At 38.5% G+C, this 26,964-nt stretch carries 19 protein-coding genes; 3 read left to right on the forward strand and 16 right to left on the reverse strand.

Annotation, left to right across the window (positions count from 1 at the left end; all coding sequences use genetic code 11):
* Positions 1 to 11: 11 nt before the first annotated feature.
* Positions 12 to 221: a cold-shock protein gene (locus D1093_RS05315; protein WP_005773801.1), complete on the reverse strand. Its 210-nt coding sequence runs from the start codon at positions 219 to 221 to the stop codon at positions 12 to 14.
* Between the two features lie 258 nt (positions 222 to 479).
* Positions 480 to 3,965, reverse strand: coding sequence for a carbamoyl-phosphate synthase large subunit (carB, locus tag D1093_RS05320; RefSeq protein WP_120101147.1), 3,486 nt, complete (start codon positions 3,963 to 3,965; stop codon positions 480 to 482).
* 702 nt (positions 3,966 to 4,667) lie between these two features.
* On the opposite strand from carB, the gene D1093_RS05325 reads away from it, so the two are divergent.
* The gene (locus tag D1093_RS05325) at positions 4,668 to 5,213 is read left to right on the forward strand and encodes a methylated-DNA--[protein]-cysteine S-methyltransferase (protein WP_120102344.1); all 546 of its coding nucleotides are present in this window, start codon (positions 4,668 to 4,670) and stop codon (positions 5,211 to 5,213) included.
* Here D1093_RS05325 and D1093_RS05330 read toward each other — a convergent pair.
* The 9 genes from D1093_RS05330 to thiC form a co-directional block, all read right to left on the reverse strand.
* Positions 5,200 to 7,521, reverse strand: a complete 2,322-nt coding sequence (locus tag D1093_RS05330; RefSeq protein WP_150222278.1) for a sensor histidine kinase — start codon at positions 7,519 to 7,521, stop codon at positions 5,200 to 5,202. The genes D1093_RS05325 and D1093_RS05330 overlap by 14 nt on opposite strands.
* 288 nt (positions 7,522 to 7,809) lie before the next feature.
* Positions 7,810 to 10,437 (reverse strand): aminopeptidase N, encoded by a 2,628-nt coding sequence (gene pepN, locus D1093_RS05335; RefSeq protein WP_120101151.1) that lies wholly within the window; start codon positions 10,435 to 10,437, stop codon positions 7,810 to 7,812.
* A 71-nt stretch (positions 10,438 to 10,508) separates the two neighbouring features.
* A complete protein-coding gene (locus D1093_RS05340) occupies positions 10,509 to 11,348 on the reverse strand; it encodes a uracil-DNA glycosylase (protein WP_120101152.1) in 840 nt (279 codons plus the stop codon).
* Positions 11,349 to 11,734: 386 nt separating this feature from the next.
* Positions 11,735 to 12,493: a hydroxymethylpyrimidine/phosphomethylpyrimidine kinase gene (locus D1093_RS05345; RefSeq protein WP_120101154.1), complete on the reverse strand. Its 759-nt coding sequence runs from the start codon at positions 12,491 to 12,493 to the stop codon at positions 11,735 to 11,737.
* Complete coding sequence (locus D1093_RS05350) at positions 12,484 to 13,089, reverse strand: thiamine phosphate synthase (RefSeq protein WP_120101156.1); 606 nt, start codon at positions 13,087 to 13,089, stop codon at positions 12,484 to 12,486. Before D1093_RS05350 ends, D1093_RS05345 begins: the two co-directional genes overlap by 10 nt.
* Entirely contained in the window at positions 13,089 to 13,859 is a 771-nt protein-coding gene (locus tag D1093_RS05355) for a thiazole synthase (protein WP_120101157.1), read from the reverse strand. Before D1093_RS05355 ends, D1093_RS05350 begins: the two co-directional genes overlap by 1 nt.
* A gap of 5 nt (positions 13,860 to 13,864) precedes the next feature.
* The gene (thiS, locus tag D1093_RS05360) at positions 13,865 to 14,062 is read right to left on the reverse strand and encodes a sulfur carrier protein ThiS (protein ID WP_120101158.1); all 198 of its coding nucleotides are present in this window, start codon (positions 14,060 to 14,062) and stop codon (positions 13,865 to 13,867) included.
* Positions 14,063 to 14,065: 3 nt separating this feature from the next.
* Positions 14,066 to 15,016 (reverse strand): glycine oxidase ThiO, encoded by a 951-nt coding sequence (gene thiO, locus D1093_RS05365; protein ID WP_120101160.1) that lies wholly within the window; start codon positions 15,014 to 15,016, stop codon positions 14,066 to 14,068.
* The gene (gene thiC, locus D1093_RS05370; protein ID WP_120101161.1) at positions 15,013 to 16,833 is read right to left on the reverse strand and encodes a phosphomethylpyrimidine synthase ThiC; all 1,821 of its coding nucleotides are present in this window, start codon (positions 16,831 to 16,833) and stop codon (positions 15,013 to 15,015) included. The genes thiO and thiC overlap by 4 nt, the downstream gene beginning before the upstream one ends.
* Positions 16,834 to 18,199: 1,366 nt before the next feature.
* Between thiC and D1093_RS05375 the strand changes: the two genes are divergently transcribed.
* Complete coding sequence (locus tag D1093_RS05375) at positions 18,200 to 19,174, forward strand: tail fiber protein (RefSeq protein WP_120101162.1); 975 nt, start codon at positions 18,200 to 18,202, stop codon at positions 19,172 to 19,174.
* A 384-nt stretch (positions 19,175 to 19,558) separates the two neighbouring features.
* Here D1093_RS05375 and D1093_RS05380 read toward each other — a convergent pair whose 3' ends face one another.
* The 5 genes from D1093_RS05380 to D1093_RS05400 all read right to left on the reverse strand — a co-directional run bounded on the left by D1093_RS05380 (position 19,559) and on the right by D1093_RS05400 (position 25,892).
* The gene (locus D1093_RS05380) at positions 19,559 to 20,392 is read right to left on the reverse strand and encodes a heme ABC transporter ATP-binding protein (protein WP_120101164.1); all 834 of its coding nucleotides are present in this window, start codon (positions 20,390 to 20,392) and stop codon (positions 19,559 to 19,561) included.
* Positions 20,389 to 21,468, reverse strand: a complete 1,080-nt coding sequence (locus tag D1093_RS05385; protein WP_120101165.1) for a FecCD family ABC transporter permease — start codon at positions 21,466 to 21,468, stop codon at positions 20,389 to 20,391. The genes D1093_RS05380 and D1093_RS05385 overlap by 4 nt, the downstream gene beginning before the upstream one ends.
* 20 nt (positions 21,469 to 21,488) lie before the next feature.
* Positions 21,489 to 22,394 carry a heme/hemin ABC transporter substrate-binding protein gene (locus D1093_RS05390; RefSeq protein WP_120101166.1) on the reverse strand — a complete coding sequence of 302 codons (906 nt, stop codon included), beginning with the start codon at positions 22,392 to 22,394 and terminating at the stop codon, positions 21,489 to 21,491.
* A gap of 11 nt (positions 22,395 to 22,405) precedes the next feature.
* Complete coding sequence (locus D1093_RS05395; protein ID WP_120101167.1) at positions 22,406 to 23,449, reverse strand: hemin-degrading factor; 1,044 nt, start codon at positions 23,447 to 23,449, stop codon at positions 22,406 to 22,408.
* Positions 23,450 to 23,714: 265 nt separating this feature from the next.
* Positions 23,715 to 25,892, reverse strand: a complete 2,178-nt coding sequence (locus tag D1093_RS05400) for a TonB-dependent hemoglobin/transferrin/lactoferrin family receptor (RefSeq protein ID WP_120101168.1) — start codon at positions 25,890 to 25,892, stop codon at positions 23,715 to 23,717.
* 241 nt (positions 25,893 to 26,133) lie between these two features.
* Between D1093_RS05400 and D1093_RS05405 the strand changes: the two genes are divergently transcribed.
* Positions 26,134 to 26,913 carry an energy transducer TonB family protein gene (locus D1093_RS05405; protein WP_120101170.1) on the forward strand — a complete coding sequence of 260 codons (780 nt, stop codon included), beginning with the start codon at positions 26,134 to 26,136 and terminating at the stop codon, positions 26,911 to 26,913.
* The last annotated feature ends 51 nt before the right edge of the window (positions 26,914 to 26,964 follow it).

Raw genomic sequence — 26,964 nt, forward strand, 5'->3', positions numbered from 1 at the left:
GAATTTAAACTTTAAAGAGCTGCAAGATTGCCAGCGGCAAATTTTCCTGAACGACGGTCTTGAAGAACATCATAAGAAATTTTTTGCCCTTCATTAAGATTGGTTAGACCAGAACGCTCAACGGCGGAAATGTGTACAAATACATCTGCACTGCCATCACTAGGCTGAATGAATCCGAAACCTTTTGTTGTATTGAACCACTTAACTGTTCCTGTAGACATAGGAAACTCCTTAGATATATAATTATATTGTATATTGAAGCTATCATTCTTCAATACGGTTGTAGATCGAAATTAGGTGGGAGAAGTTTCGTCAAAAGTGCAGAACGCACAGGAAAGAAAGTCACGTAACCGAAAATTCGATAAACCCCATATAAAAGCCTTTAGCATAAAAAGCAAGCTTTAATTGCTATTTTTTATACAAAGAAAAAATCAAGAAAGAGTATCAAAAAGCGTGTGCTTTTCCACATAGGAAGAAATTCAATTGAAATAACTTTGCAGGGAACGTACTTCAAGGCGCTTTTTTTTGAGTACTTTGATCGCTTCTACGACAGCTTCAGCTCCCGCTATTGTGGTATAATAGGGGACGTTTTGCATGAGTGCTGCATAGCGTAATGATTTGGAATCTGAGATGGCACTGGCAGTGCTGGTTGTATTAAAAATCAATTGAATTTGGCGATTACGAATAGCATCTTCAATATGCGGGTGTCCTTCTAGAACTTTGTTGATTTTTTGTGCTTCAACATGATGTTCAGTGAGAAACTTTTGTGTTCCACTTGTGGCAACTACAGAAAAGCCAAGTTCTGTTAAACGTTTTACAGGATTTAAGATACGTTTTTTGTCTTCATCTCTTACAGAAACGAATAAAGTTCCCTCCTTAGGAAGTTTTACACCAGCTCCAAGTTGCGCTTTAGCAAAAGCAAGCGCAAACTCATAGTCAAGTCCCATAACTTCACCGGTTGAGCGCATTTCTGGACCAAGCAGCGTATCAACACCTGAAAAGCGGGCAAAAGGAAACACGGCTTCCTTGACGGCAATATGTTGTTTTTTCTGCGAAGAAGGTAATCCACCATAAGCTTGGAGAGCATTGTGCAGCGTTTCTCCTGCCATAATGCGCGCAGCCATTTTAGCAATAGGGCGACCAATGGTTTTTGCAACAAATGGAACTGTCCGTGAAGCACGAGGATTGACTTCTAAGACATAAATGGTGTCCTCTTTAATGGCATATTGTACATTCATTAAGCCACGAACATGAAGAGCTTGTGCTAATGCTTTGGTTTGGCGCTCTAATTCAGCGACGATGCTTTGTGAAAGCGTATGGATTGGTAAAGAACACGCTGAATCACCGGAGTGGATACCGGCTTCTTCAATATGTTCCATAATTCCCACAATCAGTGTTTCTTTGCCATCACACAGACAATCAACATCTACTTCAATGGCTTCTGTTAGATAGGTGTCAAAGAGAAGCGGATTTTTACCAAGCAATATATTAATTTGTCCTGTTTTATCGTTGGGATAACGGGCTTTAATATCTTCTGGAATTAATTCAGGAACACTTTCAAGTAAATAATTTTGCAAGCTTCGCTCATCACGGATAATTTGCATAGCGCGCCCCCCTAAAACATAAGAAGGACGCACAACCAATGGGAATCCTAGTTCATGGGCAATGAGGCGTGCTTGTTCGATAGAGTGGGCAATTCCATTTTTAGGTTGTGTTAAGTTAAGTTTAAATAATAGTTTTTGAAAGCGATCTCTATCTTCTGCTAAATCGATAGCATCAGGTGAAGTCCCTAAGATGGGAATGTTATGTTTTTCCAGAGCGCTTGCTAATTTTAAGGGTGTTTGCCCGCCAAATTGGACGATGACTCCAACCAATTCACCTTTTTCCTGTTCTGCTTCTAAAATAGCGATAACATCTTCTGTTGTTAAAGATTCAAAGTAAAGACGATCAGAGGTATCATAGTCAGTTGAAACGGTTTCAGGATTGCAGTTAATCATAATTGCTTCAAAGCCTGCATCACGTAGGGCAAAAGCCGCGTGGCAGCAACAGTAATCAAATTCAATCCCTTGCCCAATGCGGTTTGGACCTCCACCTAAAATCGCAATTTTCTTGCGTTCGGAAATCTGCGCTTCTGAGTGTTCTGTACCAGCAAAGGGAGCTTCATATGTTGAATACATATAGGCTGTAGGAGAAGAAAATTCAGCAGCACAAGTGTCAATCCGTTTAAAGACTTGTTTAACATTCAGTGATTTGCGCAAAGCGGCGATATCATCGGGTCCTTGTCCGCTAAGGGTGGCTAATCGGGCATCTGAAAAGCCCATAGCTTTTAACATACGTAAGTTATCTTTATCTTGAGGTAACCCATGGACGCGGATACGCTGCTCCATTTCAACGATGGAGGCTATTTGTTCTAAAAACCACGGGTCAATTTTGCTGATTTGGTGGATTTCATTTAAGGGTAAGCCCGCGCGCATAGCTTGAGCAATATAGCGTAGACGGTCAGAACTTGGGATGGCAATGGCTGAGCGTATAGAACTTTTTTCATCACCTTCAGCATGTTCTGGGATGATAATTTCATCAAAACCAGTAAGTCCTGTTTCAAGTCCACGGAGTGCTTTTTGTAATGATTCTTGAAAAGTACGTCCAATGGCCATAACCTCTCCTACAGATTTCATTGCAGTTGTCAGAACAGATGATGACCCAGGAAATTTTTCGAAAGCAAAACGAGGAATTTTTGTCACGATATAGTCAATAGAAGGCTCAAATGATGCGGGTATCGCACCACCTGTGATATCATTTTTTAATTCATCAAGTGTATAGCCAACGGCGAGTTTTGCTGCTACCTTTGCAATGGGAAAACCCGTTGCTTTTGAAGCAAGCGCTGAAGAGCGAGAAACGCGCGGGTTCATTTCAATAACAATAAGACGCCCATTTTCAGGATTGACAGCAAACTGTACATTGGAACCTCCCGTTTCAACACCAATTTCACGCAAGACAGCAATCGAAGCATTGCGCATACATTGGTATTCTTTATCGGTTAAGGTGAGAGCAGGGGCTACGGTGATCGAATCACCGGTATGAATCCCCATAGGGTCAATGTTTTCAATAGAACAAACAATGATACAGTTGTCATTCTTATCACGAACAACTTCCATCTCATATTCTTTCCACCCTAAAACACTTTCTTCAATGAGAACTTCTGTTGTAGGAGAAGCTTCAAGCCCCCGTTCAATAATTTCATAAAATTCAGAGCGGTTATACGCGATTCCACCGCCAGTCCCACCAAGAGTAAAAGAAGGACGAATAATAGCTGGAAGCCCAACAACATCAAGCGCTTGAACTGCTTTTGCTGTTGCATGGGCGATATAATGTTGTTTGCGATCAGCTTCGGTATGTCGCCAGTTGCGTTCAAGTTCTTCGAGGGCTTTTTCAAGGGCTACACCAGAGAGTTTTTCTTTAAGTTCAGCACGCGTTTTTGCATGTTTCTGGCGATTTTCTTCTTTCAGTTCTGTGGCATTGGCTAACATAGACCGTGGTGTTTCCAAACCGATTTTTGCCATCGCTTGGCGGAATAAAGCACGATCCTCTGCTTTATCAATCGCTTCGGCATTGGCCCCTATCATTTCAACATGATAGCGGTCTAAAATACCCATACGCTTTAATGATAAAGCGGTATTGAGCGCTGTTTGTCCTCCCATGGTGGGTAAAAGGGCATCAGGACGTTCATGGGCAATAATTTTGGCAACGATTTCAGGTGTAATGGGCTCTATATAAGTTGCATCAGCGAGATCTGGATCTGTCATAATCGTGGCGGGATTAGAATTGACCAAAATAATTCGGTAGCCTTCTTCTTTTAATGCTTTACAGGCTTGTGTGCCTGAATAGTCAAATTCACATGCCTGACCAATAATAATAGGTCCTGCTCCGATGATAAGAATAGATTTTATATCTGTGCGTTTGGGCATGTTTTTTTCCTATGACAAATATCCGTACACGATTGTGGCAAGAAAAATATTTAAGTTTTGAGGCTACAGCCATTTTATAAGTTAAGTGACAAAGAAAGTAAGCACTAAAATGCCTTTTCCATGCTTTTTTTCATAAAATTGAAAATAAATTTCTTTTTTGGTTGAGTGACCTTATCAGTATATCAAAAGGATAAACTTTGATAAGAAAATAAGAGTGCTCCGAAAAATGAGAATATTCAAGCATTCGTGGGGAATAAAACATGAACCATTCTGTCTTGATGAAGTTTCGTAAAATGAAAGGGGAAGTTTATCTTTTTGTTTTGTAAAACACTGCTGTTTAGAGCGGTGATATAGGGTATGAAAATTATACAGGAGGTGTTTTTTATTAAAATGTGTGATAAAATTCAATCTAGAATTTAAAGAGAATTTATGAAGTGAATTATATTGAAGTGGTTATTAGGGGGGAACTGTAAGAAAAAAAGCTAGATTTTGGCGCTGGTTGGAGTCTTGATTTTTAAAAGGTAGGAAGAAAGCCAATCTCCGTATGATTCCATTCCATAAAATAGTGAGGAGATGTATTTTAATACCATAACGAAGAAGATAATTTCAGGATAATCATGTTTGAATTTAAAAGATCGTAAATACTCTCTCTTTATTTTATAGATAATGTTCAAAACTTTTTTAATTATAGAGAAAGTTAAAATGCTGAACATTCCCCAAAAGAGAATATTCTGTCTTAAAGATGTATCCATAGGAAAGCTTTTGGTGGGAAAATCTCAAAAAGGGATTTTTCATATCGCCTTAGGAGATACGACAGAGCAATTGTTACAGGAGTTCATGGTACGATTTGGTGATGCACAACAAGTTGTGGGTGACAATACATTTAAGAGAGAGGTTGCGCATATTATAGCCATGATAGAAACGCCTCAGTTAGTAAAAAAATATAATTTTCCCTTAGATATAAAGGGTACCATTTTTCAACGAAAAGTATGGGCGACATTATGTAAGATACCATGTGGTGCAACAATTTCATACGAGGAATTAGCGTGCCATGTGGGTATGCCAAAAGCTTTTCGTGCTGTTGCTCATGCCTGTGCACGTAATGAATTGGCTGTCATCATTCCTTGTCATCGCGTTGTCCGTAAAAATGGTTGTATCTCAGGGTATCGTTGGGGGAAGAAACGGAAACAGATTCTGCTCCAACGGGAACAAAATGGGGAAATTAAAAACAAATTTAACTTTGCGTGATGGGCATGATAATCGTTACCGTTGTTCCTTTCATTTCTTTTGATGTAATTTCAAGTTTTCCTTTATGGAGTTCTAACAAAGAGCGTGAAATCGCTAATCCAAGACCCGATCCCGTATGCGATTTAGTAAGCTGATTTTCAACTTGTTCAAAAGGTTGCCCAAGTTTTTTGATGGCTGATTGTGGAATACCAACACCTGTATCTGTAATTTTAAAAATAAGATTATCTTTTTTCTTGAAAGCGCAGACATCAATATTTCCACCAGAAGGCGTAAATTTAACCGCATTAGAGATGAGATTAAGGAAAATCTGTTTCATTGCACGCCCATCAACTTCAGCATGAAGTTCTGGGGTGATATTTGTTGTAACAGCAATATTTTTTTCTTGAGCCTGTGGTGTAAGCGTTCGTACTGCTTCACTAATGATGGGCTCAAGATCGGTATTTTTACAATCAAGCGTAAATCTTCCAGCTTCGATTTTTGACATATCAAGGATATCATTGATAAGAGTTAGAAGATGGGTTCCTGAATTGTAAATATCATGCATATATTCCTTATAGCGCTGTGAACCAAGGGGGCCAAAAGTCGATTGCAACATGATATCTGAAAAGCCGAGAATAGCATTCAATGGAGTGCGCAATTCATGAGACATATTGGCTAAAAATTCTGATTTAGCCTTATTCGCACTTTCTGCGCGCTCTTTTTCTGCTTTCAGACTTTTATTCAGTTTTTCCACTTCTGTTGCGCGTTGTTGAGCACTCCCTCTCGTGCGTTTGAGTTCTTGAATAAAAGAAAAAAGACGCCTTTCACTGTCTTCAAATTTTTCCTGTTGTTGTTTAAGCTCAGAAATATCCGTACCAATACAAACCAATCCTCCGTCTTGGGTTCGCCGTTCATTAATTTTAAGCCAATAACCATCTGCCGTTTGGCGAATACTGGTTAAGTTACCGTGACCATCATCTTTGAGGGGATATTCACTGAGTGCAGGGCGAGCCATGGCTTCGACGGTTGCACGTTGGATCCCTGATTGTAGAATTTGTTTAGGAATAGCGGCATATTCGCAAAATTTGCTATTGGACATGACTAAACGTCCCTCAGCATCCCACAAGACAAAAGATTCTGAAATATTTTCAATCGCATCACGGATACGAAGATCTGCTTGCGCTGTTTGTTCAGCCAATTGTTGCTGTTCACTAATGTCGAAGGAAATACCAACCAAATGGGGTTCTTCTTCTTCAGTAACTTCGGCGCGAAGTCGCATCCATACATAATGACCATCAGCATGACGCATGGGAACATTGATATCGATATGTTTTTTTTTGCCTCCCATTAATTCTTGAGCAAGATCAAAAAAATTGGCATCATTAGGATTGATAATGGCGCTAATTTGGGAAATTGAAAGCAATGCATCTTGAGGGACATAGCCAAGCATTTCATACATTGCTCGTGACCAATAGACGCGTCCACTTGCCATATTCCAATCCCATAATCCACAACGCCCACGCATCATTGCCATATCAATACGGTTTCGAATTTTTTCTGAAACAAGATCTGTCTTACGGGCTCGTAAAAGCTGATTATAATAAGCGAACAGAAGAACAAGAATAATACCGCTTGTTCCAATGAAGAGGGTTATATTAAGCGAAAAAAATCTGCGCCATTTCATAGTGCTATCTTGTATCTTTTCACTAATAAATACGCCATATTGCCCATTTTCTGTTTGATGAAATGAAACAAGAGCAGGAGTATCCTTGCCTATTGTAATTTTCATAATTCCAGCGTGTTGTCCAAGAGATTGTAAAGCAATGCTATCAGAGATAAAATCTTGTAAAGGTTTTCCTAAGATGATCTCTGAACTGGATGAAGCCAAGACATTACCTTTTTGATCAACAATGGCGATGAGAGTGCTAGGATTAATAAGCTCTTGATTGCAAAAAATGGTGAGGATATTTTGCAAATGATCATGAGAAAGGGCAGAGACTTTTCCTTTCTGAGAAACAGCCAATAAGTCACGATCAAGTGTATTGGTAATATGAGAAGCTAAGAGAGCGATAGTAGAACGCGTGCTTTTATCAATTGTATTGCGCCAATCATAGATTGATACAAAACGAATGACTGCAAGAACAATAAGAAATGCGACAATGACAAATGGAAGTGAGCGTCGTAACCAAGGTTCAATAAAGAGAAGCTTTTGATAAGCAGAGCCAGAAAGCAGATGAACAGGCTCTGTCTGCGCTTTATGACTTTGAGCGCTCGATTTTGAATCAGCATATATTTCCGTTGGCGCATTATATGCGTCCAATTTAGTCATCTCTTGTTCCTTTAATTCCGGAATAATGTGATTTAAAAACTGCTTCGATCTTCATGAGTAACCCCATCAAAGCGCAGTGAATCAAAACAGGAGTCTTCTGTCCAGTCTTTTTTTTAAAAAAAGTATTTTACTTTTATGAATGTGGAATATGAAAAGGAAAAGGTATTTGAAACATGACCGATAAACAGGTTTGGATTGCCTGTTTATCGGTTTAATGGTGCTAGAGGTTTTTTTTTAGAATTTATTTAAAAATACTCATATCATATTGATTTAAAATATTTTTTTGTTTTAAGTGAGCAGACGATTGATGATATCAGCAACATCACTTGATAATTTTGGCGCAGCAGCGATTGTTTTTAATTCAGTTTCAAGTTTTTGTTGCCGAATGGGTTCTAATTGCCGCCAAGAACGCATCATTGTTAATAATCGTGAAGCAAGCTGTGGATTGTTTTTGTCAATTTCTAAAATGATTTGGCAAAGAAAATGATAAGATGCTCCATCTATTCTGTTGAAGCCTGTGGGGTTATGAGAGGCAAAGACACCGATCAGGGACCGTACACGATTAGGATTATCTTTTGAAAACAGCGGGTGTTGCATGAGCTTTTGAACATTCTCGAGTGTTTCTGCGCCAGCAACCATTGCTTGAACAGAAAACCATTTATCCATGACCAAAGGGTCATGTCGATAGCGGTTTTCAAAATCATTTAAAGCATTTTGTGCTTGCGCACTTTCATTAAAACGCTTTACGAGAACAGCGATACTCGCCATTCTGTCAGTCATATTATCAGCTGTTGCATATTGTACCGCAGCACGATTTGGATTGGCTTCAGCAATGGAAAGGTAATCCAGTATGATATTCTTTAATGCTCGCTTTCCAGCTTGTACAGTGTTTGATGAATAGGGCTCTTGGGTTTGCATCTGCTCATAGAATTTTGTTAAGAGCTCTTGATGAGTTTGTGCAAGTAAAGCTAAAAACTGATTGCGGACATAATGAATACGATCTGGGTCGATATTTTTACCGATCGTATGCGCAAGCTCAACTTCACTAGGTAAATTTAAACAGAAAGCACGAAATTCAGGCTCTAAGTTTTCATCTGTTATGATCGTTTCAATCAGCTTTAGCAAAGCAGAAGGGAGTGTTGCTTTTGCCTGTGTTGTATCTTGAATGCTTTGAATCAAAGCTTGCGTCATTAATTGATTAAGAGATTGCCAGCGATTGATGTGATTGTCATCATGCTGTGCAAGAAAAATAAGTTCGCTTTCATTGAATGGCGTGTGTAGAATGATTGGCGCAGAAAAATCTCGCAACAGTGATAAAACGGGTTTTTCGCGGAGGCCCTTTAATGTAAAGGTTTGGCTTTCCTTGGAGAGCAGCATAACGTCTGATTGAATATCTGTTTCCGCTTCATAAGCGAGGCGTTCTCCATGAGAGCCTAATAAGCCAAATGCGATAGGAAGAAGCATGGGCTTTTTTGTGTTTTGTTGTGGGGTTACAGGAATATGTTGCTTTGCATGAATTGTTAAAACACCATCACGATAATGACTATCGATTTCTACGTTGGGGGTTCCAGCTTGTTCATACCAAAGCATGAATTGGGAGAAATCTCGGCCAGATACTTCAGCAAAACAGGCAATAAAATCTTCAATTGTACAAGCTTGTCCATCATGCCGTTGAAAATAAAGATCAGTACCTTTACGAAAGAGAGAGGGACCTAAAATCGTTCGTATCATGCGGACAACTTCAGCACCTTTTTCGTAAACCGTTGTGGTGTAAAAATTATTAATTTGGCTATATTGACGAGGACGGACAGGATGAGCGAGAGGTCCTGCATCTTCGTTAAATTGCGTCGCTTTTAATGTTTTTACATCTTCAATTCGCTGTAGGCTGCGTACATTTTGATCTGAGGAAAATTCCTGATCACGATAAACAGTGAATCCTTCTTTTAAGCAGAGTTGAAACCAATCGCGACAGGTAACACGATTACCGCTCCAATTATGAAAATATTCATGGGCAATGATGCGTTCAACATTTCTATAATCCTGATCTGTTGCAGTTTCGGGATCGACAAGAACATATTTATCATTAAAAATATTAAGTCCTTTGTTTTCCATTGCGCCCATGTTAAAGTCTGAAACAGCAACGATATTGAAAACATCAAGATCATATTCGCGACCGAAACATTGTTCATCCCAACGCATGGAACGTTTGAGGGCATCCATAGCATAAGTAGCGCGTTTGGTTTTTCCTTTTTCTACATAAATACCAAGTTCGACACGTCGTCCAGATGCAGTTGTAAAATGGTCCTCTAACTTATCAAGATCGCCACCTACCAAAGCAAAGAGATAAGATGGTTTAGGATAAGGATCTTCCCAAACGGCAAAATGGTGATTATTCTCTAAAATTCCTGTTTCCACGAGATTGCCATTTGAAAGCAAGATGGGGATTGTTTGGGAATCGGCTTCAATTTTCACTCTATAGGTAGAAAGAACATCTGGACGGTCGTAAAAATAAGTCATACGACGAAAACCTTCCGATTCGCATTGTGTGCAATAAACACCATTTGAAAGATAAAGCCCCATGAGTTGGCGGTTGCTTTCAGGATTCACTTCCGTAACCAATTTTAATGTAAAGGGAACCGCTGGTGGTGTTGTAATTTCTAAATGCGAAGGCGTAACTTTATAAGTGTTTGGGGCTAATGTCTCACCATTAATTGCAACAGAAATTAAAGTAAGATCATCCCCAGAAAGTACAAGAGGTGTGAATTCTTTTGTATCGTGACGGGGTTCAATGGACAATAGGGCGGTAACATAGGTTTTTGTTGGTGCCAATTGGAAGGAAAGTTGTGTTTTGGGGATAGCGTAAGGGGTTGGTTGGTAGTCTTCCAAACGATAAATAGATGTTGTTGGCTGTTCCATAGTTTTTCTCATTTGTATTTTAAGAGTTTAAAAAGGTTTTTTAATTTTAGAAGCAAGATAGGATTAAAGAGTTACAAAAGGTTATCGAGGCGATTTTTCACTTCTAAGAAATCTATCCATGTAAGCTTTTTTTGACTAGGGGTTCTAAGAAGGTAAGCAGGATGGAAAGTTGGCATGACAGGTATTTTTATATTATCCTCGCTTTCATAAATATGCCATTTGCCTCGTGTTCGGATAATCCCACTTTGAGATCCGGTCAGAAACTGTGCAGCAACGCCTCCCAATGCTATAAGAACACGAGGACGCGCTAGATAAATGTGCCGTTCGATGAAAGGGCGGCACAAGGCAATTTCTCTGGGGGTTGGTGTACGATTTCCGGGTGGACGCCAAGGAATAGTGTTGGCGATGTAAACATTATTTCTTGTTAAGCCAATTGATGCGAGAATTTTATTCAGTAACATTCCTGCTTTTCCCACAAAAGGGACGCCTTGTATATCCTCTTCTCGTCCTGGGGCTTCGCCTATAAGCATCAGGGGGCTTCCTGCTATTCCATCTGAAAAACAGGTGTTTTTTGCTGTCAATTTTAATGAACAACCATTAAATGCAAGAAGAGCAGATTTTAATTCATCAAGTGTCTTTGCACTTTTTGCGCTCTCTATAGCGGCAGGTTCATTTTGTATAGCCCTAGAGTTATGCAGCGGCTGATGATCTAATTTTACGGTTGGAGATGTTGTGGGGGATCTTTGTTGATGATGAGAAATGTTTACAACAGGTGCTAATTTTCTCTCGGAAGAAGGAAGCTGCTTAAAGCGATCAATCGGTAAATCTGTCAAAACAGCATCCGCGCCACTTTCTTTATAAAAGTTTAAAAGTTCTTCATAGGAAATTAAGTACGGCGTTTGATTTAACATTTTATTTTTTCTAATGATCTAGCAATTATAGATCAAACAAAATTATCCTTCAAGTTTTATAAATCTGTTTGTTCGTACCTAAAAACGCTGATATAGCATTTTCTCTTTTCATAAAAAAGGCACATCATAAAATGTGGAAGTTTGCGATTATATACATTGTTAAATGTACAATTTGCTTAGATACACTATAGCTTTTAAAAAAAACTAATTTCCTCACGGTAAAAGAATTTTCACTTTTATGCAAGTGATTAAATAATAAAATATTTATCATTATGTTTTATATTTAATAATTAACGAAAATTATCTTTTATAGTAAATTTAAGTATAAAAGTAATATTTATATAAATAAAATACATAAATATTACTTTTATATAAGCTTCTATTATTTAAAAAATATTTTTACAATGGGTTAAAAGCAATGTGTGGGTATATGCTTTTGCTTTTTTTACAGCTGAAATAAGAGGTTCATTGAGTGCCAAATGAGCTGCAATAGCAGTTGAGAGAATACACCCTGTTCCACGCATTGTTCCTTTTAAACGTGGAGCAGAAATATTGATAATTTCCATTTTGTCAATGAAGCTATCAATTGCAAGAGGTCCCTCCGCATGCCCTCCTTTTACTAAAATAGAACGAGCGCCCAATGACAAAAGTTTTTTTGCTTGTTGTACTGTCTCTTCATGATGAGATGCCAGTGGGGTTTGGCTAAGAAGAGCAAGTTCTTCTCTATTGGGTGTTAAAAGAGTAACATATGGGAGAAGCTGATTGATCATAATTTCTATGATTTTTTCCGTTGTTAGTTTTCCTCCTGATGAGGCAACCAGAACAGGATCAAGAATAACGGGAATATGGGGATAATCTTCGAGTACACGACAAATTGCTGCGATAATGGCTTGATTTCCTGTCATACCAATTTTTATTGTTCTTATAGGATTAGCCTCTAAAGCACTGCGCATTTGCGCGGCGATAAGTTTCTCATTCATGGGCACAATTTCAGCAACGTGATGATCATCTTGTACATTGACACAAGTGATGGCTAAATTTGCCTTGATGTGAAAATATGCTGCTGTTTCTATATCACGAACAATACCAGCACCTCCTGTTGGATCAGTGCCTGCAACAATGAGCATAGAAGGTGTTAACGCCATGGTTGGGTCACCTTGAGCCATTGTTTTACCCGTTCTTCGGGTTTTTTATGGAGGATAATGTCGGTGACAACTGCCGCGCTATTGGTTCCTGCTTTCAAAACATCTATTGCGCGTTCTGGGTTTAAACCACCAATGCCAACGAAAGGTAAAGCACCAATCCGTTTTCTCCATAGTTTGATTTTTTCCAATCCTTGAGGTTGCCATTTCATTTTTTTTAAGATTGTCGGATAAATAGGACCAAGAGCAATATAGTCAGGATGAACAGAGAGGGCGATATCCAATTCATGTTCATCATGGGTGCTAACACCAAATCTTATACCATTTTTGCGAATTGCAGGAAGATCAGCATTACGTAGATCTTCTTGTCCAAGATGAATAAAATTGCATTTTTCATCAATGGCAATGCGCCAATGATCATTAATTATGAGTTGTGCTCTCCATTGATCACAAATGTTTTTTGCGCGTTTGATATGTTGACGGATTGTTTGAAAATCTTCGTCTTTCATACGTAATTGTATGAGTTTGACACCAAGAGGAACCAAACGTTCAACCCAATCAGCATTGTCAACAATGAGATAAAAGGGGTCCAACTTCATCAAAATACCGCTTTACCAATAACGGGGGTTGAAGGAACGGCGACATTGCGTGCTTCGAGAATTCCTGCTTGATATCCCATACGCCCTGCCTGGATAGCTTTAGAAAACGCTTCAGCCATCAAGACAGGATTTCCTGCTTTAGCAACTGCGGTATTAAGAAGCACTGCGTCATAGCCCAGTTCCATAGCAACAGCCGCATGGGATGGGCGTCCAATGCCGGCATCAATCACAAGAGTAACATCAGGAAGATAAGCGCGAATAGAACGTAGTCCATCGGTATGATGAGGACCTTTGGCAGAGCCAATAGGCGCACACCAAGGCATAATAACTTGGCAACCAACATCTAAGAGTCTTTCAGCAACAATGAGATCATCGGTTGTATAGGCAAAAACGTGAAAACCTTCACTATTTAAAATTTGCGCTGCTTCGATGAGAGCAAAAACATTGGGTTGTAAGGTATCAGCATTCCCGATAATTTCGAGTTTAATCCAAGAGGTTTTAAAGAGATCTCGTGCTAAATGGGCTGTCGTTACAGCTTCTTTAACAGTATAACAACCTGCGGTATTGGGAAGTATCGTTATATCAAGCTCTTGAAGGAATTGCCAAAATTGTCCCCCTTGTTTGCCACCAGCGCTTTCGCGGCGTAATGAAACAGTTACAATTTCTGTATTCGATTTATGAATAGCATCACGAAGAACAGCAGGTGAGGGATATTGCGCTGTACCTAACATAAGACGAGATGAGAATTGACGCCCATAAAGATTCAACATAAATATTAGCCTCCTTGCATTGGGCTTAAAATTTCTACTTTATCTCCTTCATGTAAAATAAATTGGTCGCGTGCCTCTACAGGAATAACTTCTGCATTAACAGCAATAGCGAGCCAATTTCCTTCATACCCCAATTCTTCAAGCAAGAGATTGAGAAAAGTGGTTTCTGTTTGAACTTTTTCACCATTAACAAAGATTTGCATGTTTTATTCCAATGCCAATTTTACCGCGCGTTTTGCCATTTCTGGAGATAAAAGAAAACCATGTCTATAAAATCCGTTTATAGAAATATGATTACCATATTTGCATACAGAAGGGAAGTTATCAGGATAAGCTGGACGAACCCCAACGCCAGATTCAACAATTTCTGCTTCAGCAAAAGCAGGATGCAAAGTATAGGCTGCGTTGAGCAATTCCATCATTGATCTCACAGAGATGGCACCATCAAAGTCACTTTCAATCATCGTTGCTCCAATCATAAAAATATTATCTTGTCGCGGAACAATGTAAAGTGGGATGCGTGGATGAAGAAGACGAATGGGGCGGGAAAGTTTAATATCCCTACAGCGTACGAGCAGCATTTCACCACGCACCCCCCGTATATTTTTATCTTTTCCTAAACGTGCTATTCCTGTTGCATCAATGATCATATCAAAATTTATTTCAGATGTTTTGACATCAACAAAACATGCACCGTTTTTTATCAAGATTTCTTTTAAAGCAATGAGCGCTTTACGAGGATCAAGATGGGCTTCATTTTCATAAAAAAGCGCATGGTTAAAACGTTCTGCAAGATCAGGTTCAAGACGTGCTATTTCTTCACCGTTTATAATTCTATGATGATGTGTCCGCTCTGAAAATCGTTCAAGTTCTACCCTATCTCGTGCTGGTGCGACAACGAAAGTTCCTTTTCGTATGACGAGATTTGGAAATATTTTGTTCCACCATTGTATGGCTTGTACACCAAGATCTTCAACGATCTGTTCAGTATTTTCTCTTTCACAGTAAGGCGCAAGCATTCCTCCTGCATACCAACTTGCTGTTCCTATAGGAGAAAGAGGAGGGGACGATACAGTAACATGAGCGCCTTTTTGTTGTAACATAAAAGCAACGGTTAAACCACCGACCCCCGCACCTTTGATCAGAATATTCTTCAACTGTTGACTCTCTTTTTTTGAGGGGATTCGACATACAGGTCACCACTTTCTTGATATTTTTCAGCCATAGCGACCATACCTTCACCTTTTGCCTTTTTGAGTGATGCAGCATCACGAATATCATGAGAAATACGCATAGAACAGAATTTTGGTCCACACATAGAACAAAAATGCACCAATTTATGCGCATCTTTAGGCATTGTTTCATCATGAAAGGCACAAGCCGTTTCTGGATCAAGAGAAAGGTTGAATTGATCATGCCATCTAAAGTCAAATCGTGCACGTGAAAGAGCATTATCGCGTAATTGTGCGCTGGGCAAACCTTTTGCAAGATCAGCAGCATGAGCGGCAATTTTATAAGTGATGACTCCCGTTTTGACATCATTTTTATCGGGAAGCCCTAGATGTTCTTTAGGTGTTACATAGCACAACATAGCGGTTCCAAACCATCCAATCATAGCTGCACCAATGGCGGATGTAATATGGTCATAACCAGGAGCGATATCAGTTGTAAGAGGTCCCAAAGTATAAAAAGGAGCTTCATGACAGAGGTCGAGTTGCTGTTCCATATTTTCTTTAATTTTGTGCATTGGGACATGTCCTGGTCCTTCAATCATAACCTGTACATTTTTTTTCCAAGCAACTTTTGTCAAATCTCCTAAAGTCTTAAGTTCAGCAAATTGGGCTTCATCATTAGCATCAGCAATAGAGCCAGGGCGTAATCCATCTCCTAAGGAAAGAGAGATATCATAGGTGCTTGCAATATCACAAATTTCATCAAAATGTTCATAGAGAAAGCTTTCTTTATGATGATGAAGACACCACTTTGCCATAATAGAACCACCCCGAGATACAATCCCTGTTACACGATCAATGGTCATCGGAATAAATGGTAACCTTAAGCCAGCATGAATAGTAAAATAATCAACTCCTTGTTCTGCTTGTTCTATAAGAGTATCGCGAAAAATGTCCCATGTTAAATTTTCAGCAATACCTTGTACTTTTTCGAGTGCTTGATAAAGAGGAACAGTCCCGATGGGGACAGGAGAATTTCGAATAATCCATTCACGGATATTGTGAATATTTCGCCCCGTCGAGAGATCCATCACGGTATCTGCGCCCCAACGAATAGCCCAAACCATTTTATCAACTTCTTCTGCCATTGAAGATGTTACGGCTGAATTGCCAATATTGGCATTAATTTTAACACGAAAATTGCGTCCAATAATCATTGGTTCGCATTCTGGATGATTGATATTTTGAGGAATAATAGCACGCCCACAGGCAATTTCATTCCGAACGAATTCCGCAGTGTAAATTTCTGGTATTTCTCCACCCAATGGATTGGGTTGCACTTGTTGTTGATCTTTTATTGAGAGCCCTTCATTTTCTCGTATAGCAACATATTCCATTTCTTCTGTAATAATACCTGCACGTGCATAGGCCATTTGTGTAATTTCTTTGCCATTTTTTGCGCGCAAAATAGATCGTTTTTTCTCAAAGGCGGGTATAGGAGAGCGCGTTAATCCATTATCTTCAGGTTTAATTGGGCGTGCAGGATAAGGTTCAGTATCATCACGCCTAGAGAGCCAAGATGAGCCAATTGCGGGTAACCCTTTTGTAAGATCAATGGTTGCATCTTTGTCGCTATAGGGACCAGAAGTATCGTAAACACTTAAAGGTTTTTCACCACTCCCATCGGTTAATGAAATTTCACGCAATGGGACACGCACATCAGAAAAAAAAGGACTCTGTTGATAAATTTTGCGTGAGGCTGGAAAGGGGCTGCAACTGATTGATGGAATATTTTTGGGCACAAATTTTTTCCTTCTAAACACAGAGTTCAAAAACTAAGGTGGTATGGGGATATATTCAAATGATCAATTACGTACTCTTGAATGAAGAAATGCTTCTAACATTTTATAGTAAGTGATCTTCAATAAAGCTTAAGAAAATTTATTTTGAAAAGATTAATGCAATATCTAAATAATATCTGCACTCCCCCATATAAACACTTTTGTTAGCACTGATATGATTGGCTTAAATACAGATATTGTCAATCACAAAGATGTATTTTAAACGATTTTGGTGTATTTTTAAGAATAAAAAGAGGCATTATGAAGTGATAAACTTATATATTAAGAAATTGTCTTTGATAACTGAGGGGGAGGGGTAGAAAATGTCAATCAATCGAGCATTTTTTGTTTGGATTGATGAGGCAGATGAGTTAGCAAAATAGTTTACAAGAGTGCTTACTTTGATATTGTAATCAATTAAGGAGAACATCAATAATTGCAAGATCATGTTCAAAAGGATTTATTGTTCTTGCAAAAAAAATATACCTATAATAAAATATATACATAGAGGGAGCCATTTTAAGTGAGAGCGGGTTTGATTGTAGAGCGTTGATTTAAAAAGACGTGAGATTTGTTCGTAAAGGCTTAAGGGTGGGGTGTTTTCTTGGTATCTGGATCGGATGCAACCTTCAGATTCAGGGGAGTTCTGTGATTTTTCCTTAGTATTTCAGTTTACTGAAGAGAAGAAATTATCAATTAAATATATTCTTTATGATGCATTGAGGTTGAACAAAAGACTGTTCAAAAAACATTGGTGTTGATCTCGCAATACAAATTCAGAAATAAATTAAAAGAAATAGAATAAAGCACCCTCATGTCAATAAAAACATAATGAGGTATGCAAAGAATTTGAAGCTAACTTTTAAATTTTTTAAATACAAATCATAATCAAAAGAGAGATTTAACATATTGAACAAATAAAATGTTTTATTAAAAATTTAAATCAGCGACTTTCTATGCAGATGACAAGTTATTGCATTCAATAATGGTTATATGAAATCCATAGTAAGGGGAAAATTGAACGGTATTTGTAAAAGTTTGCAACAAGACCAAAGATTTAAGAATATAACTGTATAATGATAGCAAAGCAACAAAACAAGATACCAAATAACATCAGATAAGGTGCCTACATTACATATGAGAAGTGACTGATGTTATGAAAAAAGTTTGATGAAATTAGCTTATTAAATTGAAAGGAGTGAAGAGAGAAGGAATGCGTAAAATACGGATGGTACTGTGGTTATGATATCTCAGTGCAGCGGGAAAATTTTAGAGTACAGAACGAGAAGTTGTTAGAAAAACGATGAAAAATAATGGGGGATTTATAATGTCGAATATTTACGATTGGTCGCTAAAGGCTGATGAAAATGCTCATTCAGATAATATTATTAATTGGTCAGAAGGTCAGCCGCCTAGTTCTGTCAATGATAGTGCAAGGGCGATGATGCAACGCGTGCGTGAATATCTTGCAGATAATGGTGGATCTATTGACGCAGGCTTTATGATCAATGCGGAAGATAAAACAACATTAATTACCTTAAAGACAGTTTCGCCGATAAAGAAATACAACAATGATATCATCATACGTTTTAAGGCCCATGGCGTGAATGTTGGCAAGACGACAATAAAAGTTAATAGCATGGAAGAAAAGCCTATTTATAAGGCGACGCATACAGGTGTTATATCGTTAGAAGGGGGAGAGCTACAAACAGATGGTATTTATGAAATGGTATATAATGGCCATGTTTCAACAGAAGGTCGAGATGGTTGGTATTTATTGAACCCTACAGCACCAAAGATAGAAAGTTTTCCCGCTGGATTCATTGCAACATTTGCTATGCAAAATATACCGAATGGTTGGCTTTTATGTGATGGTACGGCTTATAAGCGTGAAGATTATCCGCAGTTATTCAAGGCTATAGGTGATAAATGGGGAAAAGATAGCGATACAACTTTTAAAGTTCCTGATTTTAGAGGCATGTTTCTACGTGGCTTTGATGATGGTCGGGGTTTAGATGAGGATAGAAAATTTGCAGATGAACAACAAGATAGCATAAAATCGCATACGCATATTGGAACCGTTGAAGAATCAGGAGCACATGTGCACGATTTTGAGTATAAAGGAGTTGGATGGCCAACTGGTAATATTGGGAGACTCCCGAATTATTATACCTATAATACAACCTTGAAAGGGACAACAGCTTCTGCTGGTGCGCATACACACAAGGTAACTCTTGCCAATACGGGTGAGGCTGAAACACGCCCCGTTAATACAACAGTCGTCTATGCTATAAAATCATGAGTATGATTGGGAAATACAGAATCTATATACATTTGATAATTTTGTTAACGCGGAGTAATTCCGCGTTATTTTTTATATATTTAAAGAGGAAACCTCTATACGGTTTATATAATACTTGAGAGAGCCAAAAAACAATTTTTAAAATAGAGGAAGAAAAGTGAAAAATATGATCATATTTAATCTTCTTATTGACTATAGAGGGAGGTAAATGATCATTATAAATCAGTATTTATCTATTGATAAAAACAGCTAAAGCACGTGCGTTATGAAAAAAATAATGCCACTAAAACCACAAATAAATCTTCTATGGATTTAGAGAAAAGAGTTCATTTAAAAATAAAACAGACTCTTGGATCTTTTCGTATTTTATTTTTTTCATGGATTTTAATTTTTAGATTGAAGCCGATAGCTTTGAGATCTAGCTTCACAGGAGGATGCTGTTTGAGGGAGTATAAATGGGATATCTTCTTTAGGTAATTCAGAAACGTTTAAGGAACAATGATAAACATTGCGGAGATTTTGTGTTGTCAAAACGGCAGAGGCATTTCCTTCGCAATAAATCTCACCCTCCTTGAGCAAGATCATGTTATCTGCATAATGTGCTGCGAGATTGAGATCGTGAAGAACAGCAAGAACGCCACCACCAGAATGGGCAAATTGTTTTGCAATATCCATAACAATAATTTGATGTTGAATATCGAGGCTAGCAATAGGTTCATCCAATATCATCCAACAAGGAATTCCATTATAAATGGGTTTCCAAATTTGGCAAAGAACACGTGCAAGTTGTACGCGCGCTTGTTCTCCACCTGATAATTGGTGGTAGTACAGGTTTCCATAATCAGAAAGGTCAACGCGCTCTAGAGCTTCTTGGATAAGATTTTGTAATTCGGCTTTGGTAATGGTAATGTGGTTTACAGAAAGACCAAGCCCTACAACTTCATGGACTAAGAATGGAAATACGAGCGTCGTTGATTGTGGTAAAACGGCCCGCATTTTTGCCATTTCATAAGTCTTTGTTTGGCGTACATCATAACCATTTAAGGTTATTTTTCCACCGTAAGGAATTTCCCCACTTAATGCTTTGACAAAAGTACTTTTCCCTGATCCGTTGGGACCAATAATAATGGTAAAAGCGCCACTTTTAGCTTGAAGATTAATGTGGTTAAGAATCTGTTTCTTCCCGCGCTGAACGCAAATATTTATCGCTTCAATCATGAAAAGTCTGTTCCTCGTTTGCATATAAGGATCCACAGGAAGAAGGGAGCCCCAAAAAGTGCTGTTACAATTCCAATTGGCAATTCTGCGGGAGCAACAATTAAGCGTGCAAACGTATCAGCAAAAATAAGCAACGCTGCTCCTAAGAGAGCAGAATAAGGAATGAGATAGCGGTGATCAGGACCAATAAGCTGACGTAAAATATGAGGAACAATAATCCCAATAAAACCAATACCACCACTGACAGCAACAGCACTTCCACACATAAGAGCAACAAGGGGAATGGCAATATTTTTAACGCGTTGAACTGGGAAGCCAATATGACCAGCAACGGCTTCTCCAAGTGCAAGAGCATTCAGGGCTCGTGATAAAAAGGGGGAGAAAAGAAGACCAACAAAGATGAAAGGGAGAACAAGCCATACTTTCAGCCATGTCGCACCCGCAAGAGAGCCAAGACTCCAAAAAGTAATATCGCGTAATTGCTGGTCATTTGCAATAAAAATCAACGTTCCGACAACTGCACTGCTTAAGGCTCCAAGGGCAATACCGGCAAGCAACATGGTTGCAATAGAGGTAAAGCTATGATGCGTTGCTATGATGTAGAGAACAATCGTTGATAAAAGCCCACCCAAAAAAGCGCCTATGATAACCTTGTACGGCTCTAGAAAAGATGCAAATGAAACAGGAAAGGCAAAACCGATAACAATGGCTAAAACAGCACCAAGACCGGCTCCTGCTGATACACCTACAATTCCAGGATCAGCAAGAGGATTACGGAAAAGTCCTTGCATTAGAACACCAGAGACAGCCAAAGCTGCTCCAATTAATAGCCCTAAGATAACGCGAGGAAGCCTTATATCAATAAATATGAGATAATCGCGTGTTTTACGAATGACAGAAAATTCTTGCGTAAACAGGCTATAAAGAAAATCAAAGAGTGAAGTATTTGAAGCGCCATTTAAAAGTCCGCTTAAAATGCTAAAGATAAGGAATATTATAAGAGCGAATAAGAGTATTTTTCTCAAATCTTCACGCTTTATTCTTTTATGTTTTTCTGGTTCAGGTGCATAAACCATGGACAGCGTCTCTACCAATTTTATCCGTTTTTATCGTTTTGGTTTGCACCATAAAGCATATGAATAAGTTCTCTTGATGCATTTGCGGTGCGTGGACCAAATCCTAAAAGGTACATAGCATCCATTTGTTTAATAGCGTGATTTTTGGCAGCAGTTGTTGCCTGAATTGCTGGTATCGCTAAAAGCTTTTCAAGATTAATAGATTTTCCACTATGCGTTATAAGCAAAATAGCATCAGGATCTGCTTTTAGTAATGCTTCGTTATTGAGAAGTTTATACCCTTTATAATCGGTAATGGCATTGATAGCTCCTGAAAGTTTTATGATACCATCAGCTGCTGTATCTGTTCCAGATGCCATAACGCGTCCATTTTGTACAGATAAAATGAAAAGAACCCGCTTTGGTTTCGTTACTTTTGCCAAAAGAGCATCATTATCTACAAAATCACGGCTTACTTTTTGAATTAATGCAGCAGCTTGTGCTTCACGATGGATGGCTTTTCCAACGAGGCGAATTTTTTCTATGACACTTTCTCGAGAATAGTTTTCTGGTATGATCACGATAGGGATGGATGTTTTTTTGAGAATTTCAATTGTTGGAGGAGGACCACTTCCTTCAACGAGCAAGATACCTTCTGGAGCAAGAGATAGAACACCTTCAGGTGAAAGAGCACGCATGTAGCCAAGCACAGGAAGTTTGAGGGCTTCTTTAGGATAAACGCTTGTACTATCACGGGCAACAAGTTGATTTTGTGCGCCTAATGCATAAACAATTTCCGTCAGAGAACCGCCAATGGAAACAATCCGCGCATTTTCAGAAAAATGTGTGGTAGGTTCAGCAATGACACGTTGAGAAAAAAAGCTAAGAGAAAGCAATAAAAAAAGAAGAAAAAAACTGAAGTGTCTACGCAAAAGAAGTATAAGCATATTTTATCTTTCTAAGCGACGACTAATTCTTGATAGAGAGGAAGAGACTTCAATAAAGAACGCCAATCCTCACGCTCTTTTTGACCTTCTTTACGCAAGCCAAAAAATTGAACAATCATACCATCATTTTTATCGAAAACTTCAAGTGAACTGACATAACCATCGCGGGTAGGTTTGCGAACATGCCACACACGAGCAATCCCAGACATGAGTAAGTGAAGGTCAAACCCTGGATCAAGAACATTAAGCCAAGGTCCCATTTGCTTAATATTTTTTACAGTTCCACTAAAAATTTGAATACACCCCTTATTCCCAACAAAACACATGATAGGCAGTTCTTGTTCTGCGACTTGGTTAAGCATTATTTCAACAGCATTTACCTGTAGTTCATCAGAAAATTCATTTCCAGCATATTTTACAGCATGATGCCGATTAATTTTAAATTCGGAAATAATTTTGTGAAGCTGGTGTACATCTGTCATTTTACGCCAACGATCCCGAAAATTCTCAATATCCAATTCTGTTATGTCACATTGAACTGGAAGAGAAACGGGAAGAATATCAAGAACAGAGGATTGATCTTCAAGAAGGAGCTTTTCAACAAGTTTATTCCACTCTTCCATGTTGGTTGTATCTTTAGAATAGACTTTTAAAATAGCAACACCATGCTCATCAAAGAATTGTAGACTTTTTGCAGGCTTTCCAAGGATAATGACATCACATTCAAAACCGAACTTCCATTGTTTTGCAAAAATACGCAAATCAATTTCACCCAATGTTATAGGAACATGTTGGTTTTGAACAATTTTTTCAAAATGCCCCGTTATTTCGTGAACTGCATGCTCGTTGCGTGTTAAGACCATGACCGTTCCAAGCCGAGGAGCACTTTCCAAGAGTGTAGCAACATCAGTTTGTAGTCTTTTTGCCTTTCCAACGGTACAATAGGCCGCAATAAGTTCCGCTTCAGATATACCAATAGAAACCGCAAAATCGCGGTTTCGCATTTCTTTTTTTTCTTCACGCAAGCGAAGAATCATTTCAGCTGTCTGTGCCATGGACTTTACCTTTATATTACTTAATTCAAAAACGAACTTTCAAATTTTACAATCCCAAGGCAATAGATCAAATTCTTTTAAGAGTTTAATCTATCACAAAATAACACTCTATCGCGAACAGCCGATAATTAAAAAACGATAAAACAGAAAGAATTAAAGCTTTTCTATCAACTCCTTTTAATTTTAAAAATGTTGGAAATAGAAACACAATAATTAATCCTTTTATCGATAATTTTATTGACCTAATCGTTAATAGAAGTAGTGACTAAAACTTTTGTACGAATGACACCTTAAAGTTACGACCAGGCTGGCTATAATAATCCTTGGGTGTTGAACTCTTACTTGAAGGAAGTTCTGATGCATTCCAATATTTTGTATTGAAAAGATTATAAACACCGGCTCTCAAGATAGGTCCTGTTTCACCGAATGGTTTCCACCACCCTGTCATATCAACAACATGATATCCTGGAATTTTTTGGTAATCAGATGCCTCAGCTACTTTATCACGTTTGGCTGCCAAAGTAAGGATAATATCGCCCCCCCAAACTTCTTTCGCATATCCTAAGCCGATAACTGCTTTTAAAGGAGGAATTGAGTTAAGATATTCCTTTTTATCAAGATCTTTTCCTTGTGAATAAGCAAGAGAAACATTGCTATGAAAACCATTCTTAAGAGCTAGATGTGCGTTTGTTTCAACACCAAAAATTTGCACGCGAAAACGATTCATGTAATGCCGACGCGCAAATCTGAACTCTTCTGAGGGCCCTCTATCTTCAGTATCTATGAAGTTCTTATATTGGTTGATAAAGGCATTGAAGGAACCACCAAAATTTGCATTTCCATACCGTAGACCAACATCATACCCATTGCTTGTTTCTGGTTGAAGATCAGGATTTCCTTTAACGTAATAAGCAGAAGGCTTGATATAAGAAACATAAAGCTCTGAAATACGTGGTGCACGAAAAGCCTGTGCCCACTGAGCATAGAACGTTACTTGATTACGAACATCCCACTCCACGCGTAATTTAGGAGAAAAGCGTGATCCACTTCTTTCTGGAGGAAATTTATCAGAAATCAGAGCTTTCTCATAAGAAGGTGTTTTCTGAGGAACATATTTGTACCAATCATACCGGATTCCCGGTGTTACACGAAAACGATCATCAACGAATCCAATTTCATCTTCAAAAACAAAGCCTAAATTGTAACCATTTGTGTCTGGTGAATCTGAGCGATTAGCAGGAACAAAAAGACATCCTCGAGCATATTCTTTTATATGACAATTGTCTTTACCTAACAAATAGTGATGAAATTTAGATGACGAAACATTTGTTGCAAACTTTAACGTATGGTTTGTAGTGCCAATATCCACTTTTTTAAGTGCATCAGCATTGAAACCATAATTAATATTACGTAAGAAATTATCTCTTAAATAATCCCCTTTGGGAGCTGAAACACGAACCCCAGTCAAAACGTGACGACTTGATTGCCTTTGCCAATAAAGCACCCCACTAAACGCATCAAGAACCGCATCGCCATCACCCTTATAATTATAAGAAAGAGAAAAGCGCTCACGAAGCTTATCATCCCGTTCATAAACAGAACCTGGAGCATACCTTTTAGACGAATTTAATTCATGCGTATTACTATTATGACCAAAACGCTCTGCGGTAAAACCAAGCCGATGATTATCACTCAAATATTGATGAATTTTAAAAAGCAAGTTATTTTTATCAAAGTGAGAAGGATTTTTACGCGTGCGTTCTTCATATCCTCCCACTGTTCCCATGTTTTTGCGCTCATGACCTTCTACATAAGACCCTTGGAAAAGCAAAAATGTCCGGTAATTACGCACAGCAAAAGCTTGATCGATGCGCCAGCTGTTATCAACAGAGTGATAACCACCTTTTATAAGGCTTCCCCAATTCTTTCCTTCCACGATAAGGTCTTCAGGATTAAGGGTACGCAACGCAATTATCCCGCCAAGCGCCCCAGAACCATAAAGACTAGAATCTGATCCCTGAATAGTATCAAACGTAGAAAGAGCATTGAAATCAAACGTTGTGTTTCCACCGCCACCACGGAATATATCATTAAACCACGGAAGAGAAATACCATCCATTGTCGTAAGAACACGGTTTGCATCTAAACCCCGAATAACAAAACTGTTATTTTCTGAGTTATAGGATACAGAAGGATTAAGACGACTCACATCATAAACATCAGTTATTTGTTTTTCATCAATATTCTTGTTGGTTTTACGATCAGTCAGAATGGTTATTGAATTTAAAGTATCTTCGACTTTTTTTCCCTTAATAAGGATTGGCTTAAGCTCAGTCACAACATTCTTATCGCTGTTTTGTGCAAAAACAAATGAAGGTATACAGACCGACAACGCACCTAAAATCACACAGCTTTTATGGATATTTCTTCGTCTTATTTGCATAACACATTATAACCTTTTTTTTAACATCCCCTCTCTAAGCTTGAAATTTTACATATAAAAATGCTTGACTTAACCCTACCAAAAATTAGCCAACCAAGCAGAGATGATTTAAAATATAAAATCACAGGGGGACCATATTAAACATGATAAAATCAGTCAAGAAAAAAGTTGCAATTTCAAAATAGCTTGTTTTAATGAGATAAAAGACCAATATTGCACTTAGAATAGCGGCGGAAAAACGATGAACTTTGCAAATACGAGGCAGTTATCAACTCTTTGGATGGTTGCATTTGTTGGTGCTCTGTCTCTGCATATTGCATTGGGAACACAGTTTTATTTTCGAAAGGCTGGTGTCAGTAAGGGTGTGCTCTCGTCAACGGTTATACTAACTCTTGCCCAAGAGAGTGTACACCTAGATGCTGATATGGATCAGTCGAATCTGGATAATGATATAGATTTGTCAAATACTAGCACAAAACCAGAACTATTGCAGCCAGATCTTTCTGAGCAAGAGCCAGAGATATCGGAAACGGTGGATGATATTCAACCGGAAGAGTCCCAGCATAGTGTAGAAAAAGATGATTTTACAGTAAAATCTTTGGAAGAATCTCTTCCTCAAAAGGTAGAAGATAAAATATTTGAGAAAAAAGCAATACCAAAGACAGTTGTAAAGAAGCCATCTGTAAAGTCCGTGCGTTCGGTTGCCGCCAGACAGAGCGGCAGTACCGCAGGGCTTGAAAATATGGTGTTAATGGAGTGGTTAGCAAAGGTACAGTCGCAATTAGAACGGCAAAAAAATTATGTTGTAGGACAGCGTACTAGTCGAACAAAAGGAACGGTGAAATTAGAATTTAGGGTGCATGAGCGGGGGGGCATTTTTTCTAGCCGTGTCGTCGTTTCTGCTGGAGATCCAGAACTTGATCGATTGGCTATGGCAGCCCTTCAACGGGTTGGTTCTTTTCCTCCCCCTCCACCATCAAAAGTGAATAAAACGATCAGAGTATCCTTAATATTTAGCTGATTTTTATGGGGGGCTCTGTTTAGATAATATATTTATTTATAAAGGCTATTT

It is taken from the genome of Bartonella kosoyi (genome assembly GCF_003606325.2).
Lineage (GTDB): Bacteria > Pseudomonadota > Alphaproteobacteria > Rhizobiales > Rhizobiaceae > Bartonella > Bartonella kosoyi.

What these genes read in the sequence shown, in the direction of transcription:
- D1093_RS05325 (WP_120102344.1), top strand. Translation starts at nt 4,668, where the DNA reads ATGCTGAACATTCCCCAAAAGAGAATATTCTGTCTTAAAGATGTATCC.
- carB (WP_120101147.1), bottom strand. Translation starts at nt 3,965, where the DNA reads ATGCCCAAACGCACAGATATAAAATCTATTCTTATCATCGGAGCAGGA.
- thiS (WP_120101158.1), bottom strand. Translation starts at nt 14,062, where the DNA reads ATGCAAATCTTTGTTAATGGTGAAAAAGTTCAAACAGAAACCACTTTT.
- D1093_RS05340 (WP_120101152.1), bottom strand. Translation starts at nt 11,348, where the DNA reads ATGTTAAATCAAACGCCGTACTTAATTTCCTATGAAGAACTTTTAAAC.
- D1093_RS05380 (WP_120101164.1), bottom strand. Translation starts at nt 20,392, where the DNA reads ATGATTGAAGCGATAAATATTTGCGTTCAGCGCGGGAAGAAACAGATT.
- D1093_RS05350 (WP_120101156.1), bottom strand. Translation starts at nt 13,089, where the DNA reads ATGAAGTTGGACCCCTTTTATCTCATTGTTGACAATGCTGATTGGGTT.
- D1093_RS05385 (WP_120101165.1), bottom strand. Translation starts at nt 21,468, where the DNA reads ATGGTTTATGCACCTGAACCAGAAAAACATAAAAGAATAAAGCGTGAA.
- D1093_RS05405 (WP_120101170.1), top strand. Translation starts at nt 26,134, where the DNA reads ATGAACTTTGCAAATACGAGGCAGTTATCAACTCTTTGGATGGTTGCA.
- D1093_RS05315 (WP_005773801.1), bottom strand. Translation starts at nt 221, where the DNA reads ATGTCTACAGGAACAGTTAAGTGGTTCAATACAACAAAAGGTTTCGGA.
- D1093_RS05395 (WP_120101167.1), bottom strand. Translation starts at nt 23,449, where the DNA reads ATGGCACAGACAGCTGAAATGATTCTTCGCTTGCGTGAAGAAAAAAAA.
- D1093_RS05330 (WP_150222278.1), bottom strand. Translation starts at nt 7,521, where the DNA reads ATGACTAAATTGGACGCATATAATGCGCCAACGGAAATATATGCTGAT.
- pepN (WP_120101151.1), bottom strand. Translation starts at nt 10,437, where the DNA reads ATGGAACAGCCAACAACATCTATTTATCGTTTGGAAGACTACCAACCA.
- D1093_RS05390 (WP_120101166.1), bottom strand. Translation starts at nt 22,394, where the DNA reads ATGCTTATACTTCTTTTGCGTAGACACTTCAGTTTTTTTCTTCTTTTT.
- D1093_RS05355 (WP_120101157.1), bottom strand. Translation starts at nt 13,859, where the DNA reads ATGTTGAATCTTTATGGGCGTCAATTCTCATCTCGTCTTATGTTAGGT.
- D1093_RS05400 (WP_120101168.1), bottom strand. Translation starts at nt 25,892, where the DNA reads ATGCAAATAAGACGAAGAAATATCCATAAAAGCTGTGTGATTTTAGGT.
- D1093_RS05345 (WP_120101154.1), bottom strand. Translation starts at nt 12,493, where the DNA reads ATGGCGTTAACACCTTCTATGCTCATTGTTGCAGGCACTGATCCAACA.
- D1093_RS05375 (WP_120101162.1), top strand. Translation starts at nt 18,200, where the DNA reads ATGTCGAATATTTACGATTGGTCGCTAAAGGCTGATGAAAATGCTCAT.